Below are 16,183 nucleotides of genomic sequence, written 5' to 3'. Positions count from 1 at the left end.
TTCTCGGAACGCCGGGACATGGGCCGCAGTCTCATGGCCTGGCTCTGCTCTGGAGACCAAAGCCCATGTCTTTCCGTCGCCTTTCCGTCGCCACCCTCGCCGTTCTGGCACTCGGCGCCCAGATGGCCCATGCCAAGCCCCCCTGTCGTGACGACAAAGGCAAGTTCGTTAAATGCGAAGCACCGCAGAAACCCCAACCCTGCCGTGACAGACAGGGCAAGTTCACGAAGTGCCCGCCGCCTGTCAGCGGAACGCCGCCCGCAAATGGTCCTGCTCCGTCAGCAGCTCCGCCATACAGCATGACAGGTGGCAAGATTCCTTCCGCATCGGAAAATCACCCGCAGTAAGCTCTCGCAAAAACCCCCGCTGGTTCAGACCAGCGGGGGTTTTTCATGCCTAGTGGGATGCGCGCTTCTGAATGGCCTGCGCCATGGCCTCAACCCCGTTGCCCCGGTTCGTCGAGAGCGCCTTGACCAGTCCCATATCGTGCAGAAATACCGGGCTTGTCGCCAGGATCTCTGATTTCGGACGGCCGGAATAAACCCTCAGCAGAAGTGCTACGAGCCCCTGAACGATCGCGGCATCTGACGCTCCGGCAAAAAACAGCTTCCCGTCCCGCTCAACAGCTTCCAGCCAGACCTGGCTCTGACAGCCCGGCACCCGGTGGGCGTCGTCCTGCCATTCTTCCGGAAAGGGCGGCAGCTTGCGCCCCATCTCGATGATATATTGATACCGCTCCATCCAGTCATCAAACAGACCCAGCTCCGCCTCGATCTCTTCGATGGCAGCAGCAGCCGTGTCCTCCTGGGGCACAAGATAGACATCACTCACGCGTCTCAATCTCCATTCAGTCTTGATGCCGTCATACAGTCCTGAACAAGCCGGCTATGAAGCATCAGGGCTTACAGACTGCATGGTCTCGGCAACCGCCTTGCGCAGGCTGTCCTGCGTAAAGGGCTTCGGCAAAAGCAGCCCGTTTTCCGGTGCCGGCATATCATCCGTATGACCGCTGATAAACAGCACCTTCAGGTCCGGAAGAACGTCCAGCAAGGCTCGTGCACAGGCCAGGCCGTCATGATCGGGCATCCGCATGTCAATAATCGCCAGTTCGAACGGCGCTGCCGGATCCACCTGCTTCAACGCATCGCCCAGCGATGCAACAGCGGTCACCTCATGCCCGTCCTGAGACAGAAAACCTGCAGTAACCATCCGGACCGGCGCCTCATCGTCCAGCACCAGAATCTTCAAAGAACGACCGATTTTACCCGTGCCACCTTCAGGAAGCGCTACCCGCTCCTGCGAGACACGGGCGACCGGCAACACCAGTGTCATGCGTGTCCCTTCATCCACCACACTATCGACAATGATCTCGCCATAACTCCGGCTCAGAAAACCATAAACGCTCGACAGACCCAGCCCCGTCCCGCGCCCGACATCCTTGGTCGTAAAGAAAGGGTCAAAGATCCTCGCCGCAACTTCCGGCGGCATGCCTGCTCCTTCATCGATGACCTCCAGTGCCACCGCTCGATCCGGGCAGCACTCAGCCGGTAGATCAGTCCGCTTCTGCTCGATAACACGCGCGCTGATCCGCACGGTCCCACCCTCTGCCATTGCGTCCCGCGCATTCACACAGAGATTCAGAAGCGCCATTTCCAGCTGATCCGCATCCGACCAGACCGGCGGCAGATCCAGCGGAAACTCCTCGATACACAGCGCACAGGGCGCCGAGGACGTTGGAACACCGCGTTTCTTGAGGCTCTGACGCAACAGATCCGCCAGCCCTGGCAGAAGCTGTTCCAGAGACACCGCCGAAAGACGTGCCTCGCGTGGGCGTCCGAACTGAAGCAGCCGACGCGTCAGAACTGCCCCACGCTGAGCGGAGTCCGCAGCATTACGAAGCAGCGCCAGAGAAGCCTCATCCAGATCGGCAATATCTTCCAGCAGTTCGAGAGACCCCGAGATCGCAGCCAAAAGATTATTGAAATCATGCGCAATCCCCCCCGCAAGCGTCCCCAGCGACTGGAGTTTCTCTGCCTGCCGGAGCCGTGACTCCATCACGACGCGTGATGTCACGTCCCGATCCATGCTGACCTGCCAGGCGTCCGCAGGAGACGCCCCTTCCGGCCAGGCCAGCGCCAGCCGCGTCAGCTCATGCCAGCGCGTGGATGTCTTGCCGTCACCTTCCGTCAGGATCTCCCCGATCAGGCGCTCTTCCTGCCCCGATCTGCGAACATCCTCGCGCATGGCATCGATGTCCGGCCGCAGACTTTCAGGAAAATGGGCCTGCTCGATCTCGGCGCCACTCTCGGCTTCATCCCGCACATTACTGCGGATGCAGCGGCCATCCCTGTCCGAAAAAACAAGCCCGATCGGCAGCGCTTCCATCAGCCCACGCAGAAGCGCCTGCTCCGTTCTCAGGGCCCGCTGCGCCAGACAATGCTGCGTGACTTCGCCAACCAGAGAACGCAGCGCATCTGAGTCCCAGGGTTTGTGCACATAAGCCTGCACCTGCCCCTGGTTCAGGGCCGACACAACGGCTTCAAGATCGGCATATCCTGTCAGAAGAATACTGCGGGCGTCCGAAAAGGCCCGGGCCTGCATGAGCAACTGATCGCCGGTCAGCCCCGGCATCCGCTGATCGGAAATGATGGTCGCAACGTCCCGGTGCTCGCGCAACAGATCCAGCGCCTGCAGCGGGTCCGTTGTGGACAGGATTTCATACTGGTCTTCCAGCAGATCCGTCAGGGCGACAAGGATTTCCTCCTCATCATCAACAAGCAGGATCAAAGGCCGTGTCGGCCCATTGGCGCTCCAGAAAGTCATGCTGCGCGACCAGTCGCCACCGGCCCCTCCTCGGTCATGCGAACGGGAAGACTCAACCGGAAACACGCTCCGATGCCATGCCCGCCCGGCAGATTGGCGTCCGTTACCTCAATCGCACCGTCATGCGCCTCCATGACGCTATAGGCAATGGCCAGACCCAGACCCGTTCCGGTTCCCACAGGCTTCGTCGTGAAAAACGGGTCGAAAATCCGCGTCCGAAGCTCATGCGGCAAGCCAGGCCCGTCATCGCTGATGCTCATTTCATAACGTCCGTTTTCAAGACGCGATGCAATGACGATCCGACCCCGCACCACGTCCCCATCCGCAGACATGTCCGCCAGCGCATCGGCCGCATTGGAGATGATGTTCATGACAACCTGATTAAGGAATGCCGGCTGACAGACCAGTTCAGCCGGCGCCTGAAGATCCTTCTCCACCACGATCCCCGGCCCCAGCTTGTGCGCCAGAAGGGCAAGTGCTGTGTCCAGAGCGGCCGGAACGTCCACCTTCTGGAACGAACTTTCATCCAGGCGCGAAAATCTTCGCAGGCTCAGCACCAGATTCTGGATGCGCTGCAATCCCAGCTTCATGGATTCCAGCCGGGACATGCCCTTCTTCGTCAGGGCCATCGCTTCGTCAGACGCATTCACGCCCTGCAACCGCTTGAGCGTCCGCGTCACGGTGTCGGCATGCGCGATCGTGAAGGCGAGCGGATTGTTGATCTCATGCGCTATCCCCGCCACCAGTTCACCCAGCGACGCCATTTTCGCCGTCTGAACGAGCTTGGACTGAGCCTGAAGAAGCTGCTCGTTCGTTCGCGCCAGTTCCATATTGGCCTGCGCCAATGCTTCGGCCATTTCCGCCTTTGCTCTAGCCGCCTCCAGCGTCAGGGCGTTCTGCTGACGCTCGATTTCCTGCTGACGGAACTCGTCCTGCGCCATCCTGCGCTGCGCCAGCGTGCGGATCCGCATGGCCAGCGCTTCGAGCGCAATATCGCTGGGCACAAGATCATCAATCCCGGCCTCAAAGAACTCACCGGAAGACTGCCGCCGAAAACGCGACGCCTCCACGATGCCCAGCGTCCGGAACGGAATCCCGCCCGCTTCCAGCACCGCCTGCCGACGCGCATCCAGAAGACGGCAGAACTTCAGGTCCTCCTCTCCGCTGCCCAGTTCAAGCACCAGACAGTCCGGACTATCCGCCCCCCGCAGCCAGCCGCCCTCGATCAGATCATCGGACCGCTCGATGGATGTCACGGTATGCCCGTCACGCCAGAGCAGTTCGCCGAGCGTGGTCTCGGGCACATCTTCGACCACATCTTCCTCGTCCTCATCCTCGCGCGGAGAATTGACGATGACGATCCGCGACCGCCGCAACCGCGAGGCCTCATCAACCTGCAGGAGTTCCGGTCCTTCGCGCAGAAGAGCGCGCATCCGCAGAACCATCAGATCCGGATGAGCCGATTTGGAGATATAGGCGTCCGCACCACTCTCCAGCCCCTCGCGCTCCACGCCCGGCGAGGCATCCTCGGTCAGCATCAGGATCGGGATATTGCGGGTCAGCGCATCCAGACGCAGCCGCCGCGCCAGCTGGCCTCCGCTCATGCCAGGCAGCTCGGTGCAGGCGACTACCAGATCCGGCATGGTCTCCTCGATCGTACCAAGCCCCTCTTCGCCGCTCCTGGCACAGGTTAGGGCAAAGCCTTCCTTGACCAGAACGCGGGCAATCTTGCGGGCATGATCACAGTCAGGCTCGACCAGAACGACGCGGGGCATGTTCGGCGTCACCGGAGGCATCTCAAACTCAGGAAAAGGCATGACAGCACGGGAAAGTTTGCATTGGCGTTCTCTTGCAGCTAGTCCGAAGTGAACCATTCGTCCGATTTCAGGGGCGAAGACTAACTCCCGTTGCCGGACCACTGGAAGCCATATCTATGGACATGCAGCCCCCACCCCATATCACGGACCGCCTGCTCGGCAGCAGAAGCCGAAGTGATTCGTCGATGACAACCTCATCCATGATCCGGATGGGCGTGTGGTCCGTCTGCTATTTCGCGTTCTATCTGGCCCAGCAGGTTGCGGAACTCATGGCGCCCCTGCTGCTCATTCTGGGACTTGGCTGGTACATCCTTCCGCATATCGTCAATGCCATTACGACAAGCGCGGCCAGCGCAGATCCCCAGGCCCGCGACATCATGAACCATGTCGCCGGAACGCTTCCGAACCATCTGCAGATCGGCAGTCACCTGATCACGCCGGGTTCCCTCATTTTCGATGGCATCCTGCTTATGGCCATCGCCGCCATTGGCGCCACGGTCTCGGCTCTCGCCGCCCGCAACATGTAAGCGGCGCCGGGGTCAGGAAAGATGGCCGGCCCCGGGCAGAAAACCGAAAATACCTGCGCCCTTGCAGTACCACAGCGCGGCAACACCCGATCCCGCCACAACCAGACTGGCGCCCCAGGCTGCAATCCAGGCGCCCGTGGACCCGATCATCGACGGACCGGCATTATCTGTATGCGTCCGGATATCGCCAGCAGACCGCGAGTGAAGCACGGCAGAACGACGGGCACTGTTCCGGCTGGCCATGCTCCCGATTGCCGGCCCCGGTGTCCCGTTTCTGGACACCGGCGCTTCGGCCACGGCAGGAGCCTGAGCTTCTGGTTCTTCCGGAACTTCGAAGACGGCAGGTTCCGCCGCTCCGGCGTCCGGTGCCGATTCAGCTGCGACAGCCGGCGATGCGATATCCCAACTGTCGCCGCAGTTCGCGCAGCGCAGCCGCTTGACCCCTTTTGCCCGCGCCTCCGGAACCTCAAAGACTGCATGACAGTGGGGGCATTCAATGCGCATTCAATCAATCCCTTCGACAGCCGGCTCTGATCCGGCATAGCCTGATCTTTGTGCCTCGCTGTTATGACGAAAAGATCGTTATTAAATGGTTAATAGATTGCCTGTATTTTCAATGAAAGCGCTATGATCCGCCTTCTGAATGTCTCGATGATGCCTCCCGGCGTAGGACAGCCCGTTCTGCGGAATCTGACGCTCACCGTACCAAAGGGTGAGTTCCGCTGGCTGCTCGGCCCATCGGGCGCCGGCAAGTCGAGTCTCCTTCGCCTCCTGACGCTCGAAACGCGCCCCTCAGCCGGTCAGATGGACCTGCTTGGCGTTTCCGTCAGCCAGGCCAGCCGATCCACCCTGCGCAATCTGCGCCGTCGCATCGGATTTGTGCCCCAGGACTATCGCCTGATCGGGGAATGGACGGTGTTCGACAATGTGGCCCTTCCGCTGAGACTGCGCGGCGCCTCCGAACGCGACACACGGCGAGAGGCCTTCGCCGTGCTGGAATGGCTGGATGTCGTACATCTTGCGGACAAGCGGCCCGGCACGCTGTCCGGCGGCGAACAGCAGCGCGCCGCCATCGCCCGCGCCCTGATCGGCCGGCCGGAACTGCTCCTCGCCGACGAACCTACCAACGCCCTGGAAGACGCACAGGCACGCCGCCTCCTGAGCACGTTTCAGGAACTGGTAGATATGGGAACGACCGTCATCGTCGCCACGCATAATGAGGCCTTGGTCCGCGAAGCCCCAGCCAGATCCATCGTCCTTCGCGATGGCACACTCGCAGACCCAGCCCCGCAGGACGAGCCCGCACTCCACAGGAGCGGAACCCTGTGAGCGCGCCTGTCTCACCCGGCCTGCGTTCCGGCAGCCTGCCCCTTCTTGTGGCCCTGATGACCCTGTTGGCCGGTCTCTCCCTCGCCGGACTGACGGGAGTGCAGATTCTTGCCGAAGGCTGGTCGAGTGCTGCCCGTAACGCCACCACGATCGAGATCCCGTCCGATACGCCTCAACTCGAAGACCGCACCCACACCCTGATCCAGACCCTGCACAGGACAGCGGAAGTCACTAACGTCCGGGAACTCTCCCCGCAGCAGGTCCAGACCCTTCTGGCGCCATGGCTGGGGCAGGTTTCCAGCAGCGGACACCTGCCGGGGCTTTCCCTGCCCGTCGTCCTGATCGTCGCGCATACGGGAACACCTGATCTCGGCGCCGTCGTTCATGAAGCCCTTCCCGAAGCCGTTGTGGAAGAGGATCGCCGCTGGGGCGAACGCCTGAACGGTCTGGGAAGCAGTCTGGTCGCCTGCGCCTGGCTGGCCGTGAGCCTCATTGCAGCCATCGCAGTCCTGTCAGTCGGCATGACCGTACGGCGCTCCGTCATGGCCCAGCGCAAGGCCGTCGAGATCGTCCATTTCCTCGGCGCAGGAGACCTGACGATCTCCAGCAGGATCGCAGGGCGCGCAGCACTGCTCAGCCTCGCCGGAGGTCTCACGGGCCTGCTGTTCCTCAGCCCGGTCATCACCATGCTGGCCCGGAAACTGGCGCCTTTTTCACACGAAACAGGCCCGGCCCTTCCCACGAACACATGGACGGACATATTCGCAAGCTGGTGGGCAACCCTGCACGTCCTGCCGCGCATGTTACTTGAAGAGCTCGGAGCCCTGCCCCTGATTGCCGCCTGTCTGGGCTGGATGACCGCCCAGACCGTTGTTCTCGTCTGGCTCCGGCGTCTGCCATGAAGCGCCTGCTCTCGGCATGTCTGGCGCTGGGAGGCCTCTGGCTGGCGGGATTCGGCTGGTTCATTCAGGACGCCGGCAAGACGTCCGTAACCGCTTCCATGTGCGATGGCATCGTGGCGCTGACGGGAGGCGAGCAGCGCGTTGACACCGCCATCTCGCTTCTCAGGGGCGGTTACGGGCATCTGCTCCTGATTTCGGGAGTCGGGCCTCATGTCACGCTCCAGCATATCCTGCATCTTCAGCAGGACCCCCTGTCCTCACCGCTGGCAAACCGGATCACACTCGGCCGCCGCGCCACCAGTACGATCGGCAATGCCCATGAAACCGCACAATGGGCCCGCGACAACCATCTCCGGCGGCTCCTGATCGTCACGGCCGGTTACCATATTCGCCGCGCAATGCTCGAAATTCATCGCATGGCCCCCGATCTGGATCTCGTGGCCTACCCGGTTGTCCCCCTCGCTCTTCAGGGACCGATGTCCCGACGAACCCTGTTTCTGATGTTCCGCGAATACAACAAGCTTCTCGGTGCGGAAATCGGAGCCCTCACCGGCCTTCCTGACGGGCGTGAAGGGCTGGATGGTGCCTGAAAATCCTTGTGTCCAATCCGCTTTTCTGGTGTGCAGACGGTCATGATGAGCATTCTGCGCGGCGTCCTGTTCAATCTCTATCTGTTCTGGATCACTCTGTTCATGGGCCTCGGAACCATTCCGATCCGCCTGATGAAACGGCAGGATCTGGCGCTGTCCTACGCAAAACTCTGGGCGCGGGCGGTTCTCGCCGGCTTCACCCGGATCTGCTCGGTCCGCATCGAGATCACGGGACAGGAAAACCTGCCTTCCGGCCCGCTGCTGATTGCCTCGCAGCACCAGTCCTTCTTCGATGGTTTCATCTGGATGAACCTCGTTGACCGGCCCGATTATATCATCAAGTCCGAGCTGACCCGCATCCCCGTCGTGGGTCCGATGCTGCTCCTGACCGGCATGATCGCTGTCGACCGAAAAGCCGGTTCAAAAGCCCTTCGCGACATGATGCAGGCGTCCAAGGCGGCCCACGCTGACAATCGCCAGATCATCATTTTCCCCGAGGGCACGCGCACCCTGCCCGGAGAGCGCCATCCAATCCAGCCGGGCATCATCGCCCTGGCACGACAGGCAGACGTTCCTGTTGTACCCGTCGCGACTGATTCAGGCCTGTTCTGGGACCGCAGTCCATGGCTCAAAAACCCGGGCGTTCTGCATGTCGTCATCGGCCAGCCTCTTGCACCGCAGCAGGAACGCAAGGCTTTCACACAGGCACTGGAAAGCGCATGGGACGAACTGTGCACAACCCATGTCCTGCCCCGCGATCCTGTGGATAACTCTGTGGACCTGAAAAATGCATGACCGGTCTGCAAAAAACTGAAATCTTTCAACGCTCTTTCGTCTCCGACGCGATCCTGACACCCGATCACTTACAGAACATCCACATCCCTTGATCTTCCGCGGTTTCCATGATCCGCCGGTTACAGGGATTTCGGCGACAATCACGCCTTCGTGAGCATTTTCCCGCGTTCCGGAAGCGCTCTGAATGGCTGGGGATAAAACAGGTGGGACTTGACCAATCCCCAAGCTCCACCGGAAAAGACATGCCCAATGGATCGACCGTTTTTTACTGTCCGTTACAGCAGAGCTGTTCTGGTATTGATTGCGCTTCTCGCAATATCAGCCGTTCTTGATACAGTTTTCTGGCATCGTACGACCCAGAGGCTGGAAGCCTCGGCCCGGACGGCTCTGGCCAGCACCCACAAAAATGGCTGGGTCATTGAGACGACTCCATTGCGGAGAGGCGGCTGGCCTTTTGGCGCCTGGGTCGAACTGGACCGCCTGAACGCGATACATCACGCCTCCACAGGCGCGCCCTATGATGCAGGCTGGGCCGGGGAACACATTCGTCTTGGCGGCTCGTGGATCACATTGCTGCGTTCGGGCATGACGCTCTCAATGACGGGACATCAGGCCGCGCGTCTTGTGCAGAATGGAAATATCCTGACCGCTCTTACTCCGGCCTTCCAGATCCGCGTCGCAAATCCGGGCAGCCTGTCTTTTTCGACCACGAGACTGGATCTGACATTTTCCGGTCTCTGGCCTGAGAAGCAGGTCTTCCTCAACGCTCTTTCAGGACGTATCATCCGGTTTCCCGAAGCCCCGGCAGATGCAACCCGGTTGGGCCTCGCTGCGCAGGCCGCAGGCGTAACCGGCTTCCCCCTGCCTTATGGTCTTTCAGGTGATCTGAAGACTGTCCGCCTTGCGATCGCCCTGACGGCATCGCGCGTCTCCAGCGATCTCTCGCTTCTCGACCCCGCCTCTTATGGTCGCCTTCTGCTGCAGGAGGCCTCCGCTTCTCCGGCCTCCCTCTCTCCGGACAGTCGCATTGGACTGTCTGGCGGTCTGGACCTGCCCGATGCGAACGGGACACTCACCCTCACCCTCACCGGATGGCATGACCTCGCCATCCGCCTGCTTGAGCGCCCGGACATAGAGTCGCATCTCGCACCGGACCTTCAGACAGCACTACAGACGATGGTGAAAAAAATATCTGTCGCACCGGGTCTCAGGGAACGACCGCTCGCTCTGTCCGTTCCAGTCATTAATGGCCGGATGCTCCCGGACACACAGGCCTTTTCGGCACTTCTCAACAGTAAGTTCCAGACGCCATAAGCAGTTGAAAAAATTGACGCGAACGCATTGATTTCTGTTAAAATCATGGCCGGGGTAACAAACTTTTTCTGGATAAATGCGTTAAGAAGGTTCACAAGACAGCAACACGCGAAGTGATCACAACTCCGTTATCCTGTTGTGCGTGCGGAGGTCCCCCGGGGGTCCGACACTCCTCCTGACGGTTCCTTCGTCTCGCCATCTACCCAGAAGGCAATCGACATGTTTGGCTTGTCGGCTCTATTCCTGGCGCGATTTCAATTCGCGTTTACCGTCGGGTTTCACATCGTGTTCCCGGCATTTTCAATCGGTCTGGCGGCCTATCTCGCCGTTCTCGAAGGGCTCTGGCTCAAGACGGGACGGGACGCCTACCTTGATCTCTTCAAATACTGGCTGAAAGTCTTTTCAGTCGTTTTCGGCATGGGCGTGGTCTCCGGCCTTGTCATGTCTTACGAATTCGGGACCAACTGGTCGGCATTCGCACAGAAAGCTGGTCCAATCCTTGGCCCGATGCTGGCCTATGAGGTCATGACGGCCTTCTTCCTTGAAGCCGGGTTCCTCGGCGTCATGATGTTCGGCCTCAACCGCGTCGGCAAAGGACTGCACTTCGCGGCCACCTGCATGGTCTCGATCGGCACCCTGATCTCCATGAGCTGGATCCTGTCATCCAACTCCTGGATGCAGACACCGCGCGGCTATCGTGTCGACGAGGCGACCGGCCGGTTCCTGCCGGTTGACTGGTGGCAGATCGTCTTCAATCCGTCTTTCCCGTACCGCCTCGTGCATATGGGCCTCGCAGCCTTCCTCTGCGTGGCGTTCATTGTGGCTGGCGTTGCCGGATGGCACCTTCTGAAGGCCCGTCGTGAAGGCCGTCAGGCCTCCGAACAGGTCCGCCTGATGTTCTCGATGGCCATGTGGATGGCCGCCATCGTCGCTCCGATCCAGGTTCTGGCCGGTGATACGCAGGGCCTGAATACGCTGGAATACCAGCCGGCCAAGATCGCAGCCCTCGAAGGCGACTGGGATTCTGAAAGCCGTGCGCCTGAACTTCTGTTCGGCATCCCGGACATGAAGAACGAGACCACGCATTTCAAGATCGCCATCCCCTACATGGGCTCGCTGATCCTGACGCATAGTCTCAACGGCAAGGTGCCGGGTCTTAAGGACTATCCGAAGGAAGATCGTCCTTACTCACCGCTGCTGTTCTTCTCTTTCCGCATCATGATCGCCCTTGGCATGCTGATGGTGCTGGTCGGCCTGTGGTCGCTGTATCTGCGCTGGAAAGGCAAGCTGTACGACACGCCGCTTCTGCACCGGATCGCGCTGTTCATGTCGCCCGCAGGCTTCCTGGCCCTGCTCTGCGGCTGGGTCACGACTGAAGTCGGCCGTCAGCCTTTCACGGTCTATGGCCTGCTTAGAACGACCGACAGCGTCTCGCCGATCGCACTTCCGAACATCGCAACGTCGATGATCGCCTTTGTGGTCGTCTATTTCATCGTGTTCGCTGGCGGCATCACCATCCTGCTGCGGACTTTCGCTGAAGAACCCCATCCCGATCAGCACGGCCCGGCTGAAGATCAGCCCCAGCGTGCTGCTGGAACAACACAGGTCTCCCATCAGCCCCAGCCCGACGCTGGCATGGCGGAGTAAGAACCATGACAGAAACAGCCGGCTTCTGGCTCCCCGTTGTCTGGGCGCTGCTCGCAGCAACCTCCATCTTCCTCTATATCTGCCTTGACGGTTTCGACCTCGGGATCGGCATCCTTTTCCTCAAGGAAAAGGACCACGATCACCGTAACCTCATGGTCAACACCGTCGCTCCCGTCTGGGACGGCAACGAGACCTGGATGATCTTCGGAGGCGCCGCACTCTACGGTGTCTTCCCCGTTGCCTACGGCACGATCCTCCCGGCGCTTTACCTGCCGGTCCTGTTCATGCTGCTGTCCCTGATCCTGCGCGGCGTGTCCTTCGAGTTCCGCTTCAAGGCGGAATCCCCGATGAGCCAGTTCTTCTGGGACACGGCATTCTGCGCGGGCTCCTTCGTGGCGGCCTTCATGCAGGGCGTTATCCTCGGAACCCTCATTCAGGGGATCAAGGTCGAGAACAATGTGTTCGTGGGCTCCAGCTTCGACTGGGTCTCCCCTTTCGCACTGTTCTGCGGACTGGCCGTGGTTATCGGCTACGGTCTTCTGGGTGCAACGTGGCTGCTCTGGCGCTGCGAAGGTGAACTGCACGATACGATGCGCAGGGTCTCCTTCGGTCTCGGTGCGCTGATGCTGATCACAATCGCGCTGGTCTCCGCTTGGACCCCGATGCTGCACACCACGTACATGCAGCACTGGCTTGCCATGCCGCAGCTCGCACTGGTCGCTCCGGTTCCGGTGGCCGTCGTGGTGCTGGCAGGTGTCCTGTTCTTCGGCCTGCGCAACCCGCGCTCGCACCTGCTGCCCTTCGTCGCAACACTGGGCCTGTTCTTCCTGTGCTTCAGCGGTCTGGGCATCAATGTGTGGCCGTATATCGTGCCGCCGACCATCACCATCTGGCAGGCTTCCTCTCCGCCGGAGAGCCAGACCTTCCTGCTGGTCGGTACGATGTTCCTGCTGCCGCTGATCCTCTCCTACACGGCCTACTCGTACTACGTGTTCCGCGGGAAAATGTCCGCTGGACACCATTACCATTAAGAACAGGGAACCCGGCCCATGCGCATCGAATACGGACAGCCCGATCAGAAGACGGGGTTCCTGAACTGGATGAAACGTGTGGGCTGGTTCGTGGCCATCTGGGCTGGCGGCGTTGTCGTCGTCGGCCTTGGAGCCGAACTGCTCAAGAAGGTCATCTTCGGCTGGTAACAGCCTGAAGCTGCTTCATAAAAAAGCCCCGCTCAAAAGAGACGGGGCTTTTTTCGTATCCTCAGAAGCTGTCCTTTTCCTTTCGCAGCCGTGCGAAGGTCGCGACATCCGGTGCGCGCAGGAAAGGATTGGTCTTTCGTTCCATCCCCAATGTTACCGGCAGCGTCGGCCGCCCCGCTTCCAGCAGACGCTCGATTTCTCCGGCACGCGCCTTCAACGCCTCGTTATCGGGATCAACATGCAGCGCAAAAGCCAGATTGGAGCGGGTATATTCATGCCCCGCACAGACAAGCGTCCGGTCCGGCAGACTGTCATAGCGGTGCAGACTGTCGAACAGTTCCTGCACCGTCCCTTCCAGCAGACGTCCACAGCCCAGACTGAACAGCACATCGCCGCAGAACAGCGCAGGCACATCGGGCACGACATAGGACACATGACCGACCGCATGACCCGGTGTTGAGAGAACGCGGATCTGCGTGTTCCCCAGCGGGAAGCTCTCTCCGTCCTCAACGTCATGATCCAGCCGGGGCAGCCATTCCCTGTTCTGGCGCGGCCCATAGACTTTCGCGCCATAACGCTCCCGCAGCGCATCCGTCCCGCCCGTATGATCGGCATGGTGATGGGTCAGCAGGATCATATCCAGCCGCCCCTCTCCGATCTCGTCCATGATCGGCCCCGCCTCGCCGGGGTCCACAATGGCGCGCGGCCCCTCGGTCGAAGTCAGCAGCCAGGCATAATTGTCTGAGAGAACCGGAATCGGCTTGATATCGAGTGGCATGACTGTTCCCCTTGGACTGTCTTGCTGATTAGGTAACTGCATGCTGACGTCTCTGGCCCGCACCCGTTCCGATGATGCCACCACTTTCTATGAAAGTCGGCAGGGTCAGCGCACGGCCCTGCTCCTCAATGACCGTTTGCAAAGCCTCATGCCCCCCATGCGGGGCCGCCGCATCCTGGGGATCGGCTACACGGCGCCCTACCTTCCAGACAGTGCCGACTGCGCGGTGTCCGCCCGCCTTCTCCACCCGCAGACGCAGAAAATCATTCGCCCCTCCCGCAGGGATTGCATCGTCGACAGCGGCCGCCTGCCCTTCGATGACCTGTCGATGGACGGTGTCCTCGTGGTCCACGGGCTCGAATTCACCCGCTTTGCTCCGGATTTCCTGCGGGCCATCTGGCGCACGCTTACTGATGACGGCGTCCTGACGCTGGTGGTCCCCAACCGCTCGGGCTACTGGGCCCATACCGACGCCACACCGTTCGGTCACGGCATCCCTTACAGCAGCGGCCAGCTGACCCGCTTGCTCGACCAGACCCTGTTCCGGATCGAACACCATTCCTCCGCGCTGATGACTCCACCCGCCGCACTGTCAGTCACGCAGGGTCGCCTGATGGAACGGGCAGGCCGCGCACTGCGCCTGCCCTGCGGCGGAGTGCATGTCGTCACGGCCCGCAAGAACGTCTATGCAGGCACGCCCCTGATCGACGAAAAACTGTGCGCCCCGCTCCCCCGACAGGTGGCCGAGCCCGCCTGAAGGCGGCGGAAGCAGAAAACCTGCCTGAAAAACGCCTTCTTTGTGGCGAATTCTTGACCCTCCCGCCGTGTGCCGTAAGAGTGCGTTCCATGTCGCTGATCCAGTCCTTCAAGCTTGTCCTGTCGCCGCCGCATCGCGCCGCGACTCCCTTCCTCCTCGCGGGTTCGCTCGTCGGGCTGCTCGGACGGGCCACGCCCTGGCGTCCCACGCGCCTGCTGGGCAATGCCGGCATCGCCTTTACGGCGTTCTGCCTCTACTTCTTCCGCGACCCCAAGCGCGTCCCGCCACCGCGCGCCGATCTGGTGCTGGCCTCCGCTGATGGCCGCGTCACATCCGTGGCGCTCGTCACCCCGCCCGCCGCTCTGGAAATGGGCCACACCCCGGTCTGGCGTGTCTCGACGTTCCTCTCCGTGCTGAACGTCCACATCAACCGCATGCCAGCGGCCGGTGAAGTGACGAAGATTGCCTATCACGCCGGCAAGTTCCTCAATGCCAGCCTCGACAAGGCGTCTGAACACAACGAGCGCAACGAACTGCGCCTGACCCTGCCGGACGGTCGCAATATCGGTGTTGTCCAGATCGCCGGACTGATCGCCCGCCGCATCCTGTGCTTCGTTGAAGAAGGCGACCGCGTGGAAGCCGGCGAGCGTTTCGGCCTGATCCGCTTCGGCTCCCGCACCGATGTCTACCTGCCGCCCGGCGTTGAACCCCTGGTTGTGGAAGGGCAGACCATGGTTGGTGGCGAAACTGTCCTGGCGAAGCTCTGAGCCAGACGCCTTTCATGACCACACCGCCAACGGTTGAACCCATCCGCCCCGCTAAAAGACGCCGCATCCGACGCAGGCTCCGACGCATGGGGCGCAATCCCCGCACCCGCGTGCGGGGGCCGTCGTTCAACCGCCTCATCCCCAACATCATGACGATGCTCGGCCTCTGCGCCGGGCTCAGCGGCATGCGGTTTGCGCTCGAACACCAGTTCGAACCCGCGGCCGTGGCCCTGCTGATCGCGGCCTGTATCGACGGACTGGACGGGCGCATTGCGCGCCTGCTCAAGGGCGCCACCCGCTTTGGCGCCGAGTTCGACAGCCTGTCGGACTTCGTCTGCTTCGGCGTGGCACCGTCCTTCGTGCTGCTGATGTGGTCGCTCGAACATGCCGGACGCTACGCGTTCGTCCCCTGCATCCTGTTCACGGTCTGCATGGCACTGCGGCTCGCCCGCTTCAATGCAAGCCTCGATGACGAAGACAAGCCGGAATACTCCTACAGCTTCTTTACGGGTGTCCCGGCCCCGGCCGGAGCCGGACTGGTGCTGTTCCCGGTCTTCCTCGGCCTCGAAGCCGATCGCCTGCATGCCGAAGGTCTGGCAGCCTTTGCCCGGCTGCCGCTTGTCTCGGCCGTCTGCCTGATCGTCACAGGCCTGCTGCTGGTCTCGACGCTGCCGGTCTGGTCCTTCAAGAACTTCAAGGTCCCGGCGCGCTATGTCCTGCCCCTGATGCTCGGAACCGGCCTCTATGCCGCCCTTCTGGTCGCAGACCCCTGGGGCGCGCTTGCCGGTGCAGGACTGCTCTATATCGCGATCCTGCCCTTCTCCCGCCGCTCCTATCACCGCCTGAAACAGGCGGCAGAGGAGATGTCGGAAACGGTGGAAGAAGAGCCCGCCTGAACGAAAACAAGCCAACAAAAAAGGCCGCCCGGATGATCGGGC

At 61.3% G+C, this 16,183-nt stretch carries 18 protein-coding genes; 13 read left to right on the top strand and 5 right to left on the bottom strand.

Going from position 1 to position 16,183, the window contains the following annotated elements; translation table 11 throughout:
* Window positions 1-65: 65 nt before the first annotated feature.
* Window positions 66-347, top strand: coding sequence for a hypothetical protein (locus tag HKD24_RS03845; protein ID WP_194259127.1), 282 nt, complete (start codon window positions 66-68; stop codon window positions 345-347).
* Between the two features lie 49 nt (window positions 348-396).
* Here HKD24_RS03845 and HKD24_RS03840 read toward each other — a convergent pair whose 3' ends face one another.
* From HKD24_RS03840 to HKD24_RS03830, 3 genes are read right to left on the bottom strand one after another with little or no spacing between them, the layout of a single operon-like run.
* Complete coding sequence (locus HKD24_RS03840) at window positions 397-831, bottom strand: SufE family protein (RefSeq protein ID WP_194259080.1); 435 nt, start codon at window positions 829-831, stop codon at window positions 397-399.
* A 54-nt stretch (window positions 832-885) separates the two neighbouring features.
* Complete coding sequence (locus HKD24_RS03835; RefSeq protein WP_194259079.1) at window positions 886-2,823, bottom strand: response regulator; 1,938 nt, start codon at window positions 2,821-2,823, stop codon at window positions 886-888.
* Window positions 2,820-4,598, bottom strand: coding sequence for an ATP-binding protein (locus tag HKD24_RS03830; RefSeq protein ID WP_174787442.1), 1,779 nt, complete (start codon window positions 4,596-4,598; stop codon window positions 2,820-2,822). The genes HKD24_RS03835 and HKD24_RS03830 overlap by 4 nt, the downstream gene beginning before the upstream one ends.
* 158 nt (window positions 4,599-4,756) lie before the next feature.
* On the opposite strand from HKD24_RS03830, the gene HKD24_RS03825 reads away from it, so the two are divergent.
* A complete protein-coding gene (locus tag HKD24_RS03825; RefSeq protein ID WP_194259078.1) occupies window positions 4,757-5,167 on the top strand; it encodes a hypothetical protein in 411 nt (136 codons plus the stop codon).
* 12 nt (window positions 5,168-5,179) lie between these two features.
* Here HKD24_RS03825 and HKD24_RS03820 read toward each other — a convergent pair whose 3' ends face one another.
* Complete coding sequence (locus tag HKD24_RS03820) at window positions 5,180-5,671, bottom strand: zinc-ribbon domain-containing protein (RefSeq protein WP_194259077.1); 492 nt, start codon at window positions 5,669-5,671, stop codon at window positions 5,180-5,182.
* Between the two features lie 123 nt (window positions 5,672-5,794).
* On the opposite strand from HKD24_RS03820, the gene HKD24_RS03815 reads away from it, so the two are divergent.
* The 8 genes from HKD24_RS03815 (at window position 5,795) to HKD24_RS03780 (ending at window position 12,943) form a co-directional block, all read left to right on the top strand.
* On the top strand, window positions 5,795-6,496 hold the full coding sequence (locus HKD24_RS03815) for a cell division ATP-binding protein FtsE (protein WP_194259076.1): 702 nt from the start codon (window positions 5,795-5,797) through the stop codon (window positions 6,494-6,496).
* Window positions 6,493-7,398 (top strand): cell division protein FtsX, encoded by a 906-nt coding sequence (locus HKD24_RS03810; protein ID WP_194259075.1) that lies wholly within the window; start codon window positions 6,493-6,495, stop codon window positions 7,396-7,398. The genes HKD24_RS03815 and HKD24_RS03810 overlap by 4 nt, the downstream gene beginning before the upstream one ends.
* Window positions 7,395-7,988, top strand: a complete 594-nt coding sequence (locus HKD24_RS03805; protein ID WP_194259074.1) for a YdcF family protein — start codon at window positions 7,395-7,397, stop codon at window positions 7,986-7,988. Before HKD24_RS03810 ends, HKD24_RS03805 begins: the two co-directional genes overlap by 4 nt.
* A 45-nt stretch (window positions 7,989-8,033) precedes the next feature.
* Window positions 8,034-8,783 carry a lysophospholipid acyltransferase family protein gene (locus HKD24_RS03800; RefSeq protein ID WP_194259123.1) on the top strand — a complete coding sequence of 250 codons (750 nt, stop codon included), beginning with the start codon at window positions 8,034-8,036 and terminating at the stop codon, window positions 8,781-8,783.
* Window positions 8,784-9,032: 249 nt separating this feature from the next.
* Window positions 9,033-10,097 carry a DUF2125 domain-containing protein gene (locus tag HKD24_RS03795; RefSeq protein WP_194259073.1) on the top strand — a complete coding sequence of 355 codons (1,065 nt, stop codon included), beginning with the start codon at window positions 9,033-9,035 and terminating at the stop codon, window positions 10,095-10,097.
* 219 nt (window positions 10,098-10,316) lie between these two features.
* Entirely contained in the window at window positions 10,317-11,744 is a 1,428-nt protein-coding gene (locus tag HKD24_RS03790) for a cytochrome ubiquinol oxidase subunit I (RefSeq protein WP_194259072.1), read from the top strand.
* Window positions 11,745-11,749: 5 nt separating this feature from the next.
* Window positions 11,750-12,775, top strand: a complete 1,026-nt coding sequence (gene cydB / locus HKD24_RS03785; protein WP_194259071.1) for a cytochrome d ubiquinol oxidase subunit II — start codon at window positions 11,750-11,752, stop codon at window positions 12,773-12,775.
* Window positions 12,776-12,793: 18 nt separating this feature from the next.
* Window positions 12,794-12,943, top strand: a complete 150-nt coding sequence (locus HKD24_RS03780) for a DUF2474 domain-containing protein (protein WP_141307021.1) — start codon at window positions 12,794-12,796, stop codon at window positions 12,941-12,943.
* 61 nt (window positions 12,944-13,004) lie between these two features.
* On the opposite strand, the gene gloB is transcribed toward HKD24_RS03780, so the two are convergent.
* The gene (gene gloB / locus HKD24_RS03775; protein ID WP_194259070.1) at window positions 13,005-13,721 is read right to left on the bottom strand and encodes a hydroxyacylglutathione hydrolase; all 717 of its coding nucleotides are present in this window, start codon (window positions 13,719-13,721) and stop codon (window positions 13,005-13,007) included.
* 40 nt (window positions 13,722-13,761) lie between these two features.
* Here gloB and HKD24_RS03770 point away from each other — a divergent pair, with 40 nt between their 5' ends.
* The 3 genes from HKD24_RS03770 to HKD24_RS03760 all read left to right on the top strand — a co-directional run bounded on the left by HKD24_RS03770 (window position 13,762) and on the right by HKD24_RS03760 (window position 16,141).
* Entirely contained in the window at window positions 13,762-14,478 is a 717-nt protein-coding gene (locus HKD24_RS03770) for a class I SAM-dependent methyltransferase (protein WP_194259069.1), read from the top strand.
* Between the two features lie 89 nt (window positions 14,479-14,567).
* Window positions 14,568-15,245, top strand: a complete 678-nt coding sequence (locus HKD24_RS03765; protein WP_062509513.1) for a phosphatidylserine decarboxylase — start codon at window positions 14,568-14,570, stop codon at window positions 15,243-15,245.
* A 14-nt stretch (window positions 15,246-15,259) separates the two neighbouring features.
* Complete coding sequence (locus HKD24_RS03760) at window positions 15,260-16,141, top strand: CDP-alcohol phosphatidyltransferase family protein (protein WP_194259068.1); 882 nt, start codon at window positions 15,260-15,262, stop codon at window positions 16,139-16,141.
* The last annotated feature ends 42 nt before the right edge of the window (window positions 16,142-16,183 follow it).

This window comes from Gluconobacter vitians (genome assembly GCF_015244565.1).
In the GTDB taxonomy this organism is placed as follows: Bacteria; Pseudomonadota; Alphaproteobacteria; order Acetobacterales; family Acetobacteraceae; genus Gluconobacter; species Gluconobacter vitians.
Note: the sequence above shows the minus strand (reverse complement) of the source record. Positions and strands in the feature narration are given on the sequence as shown.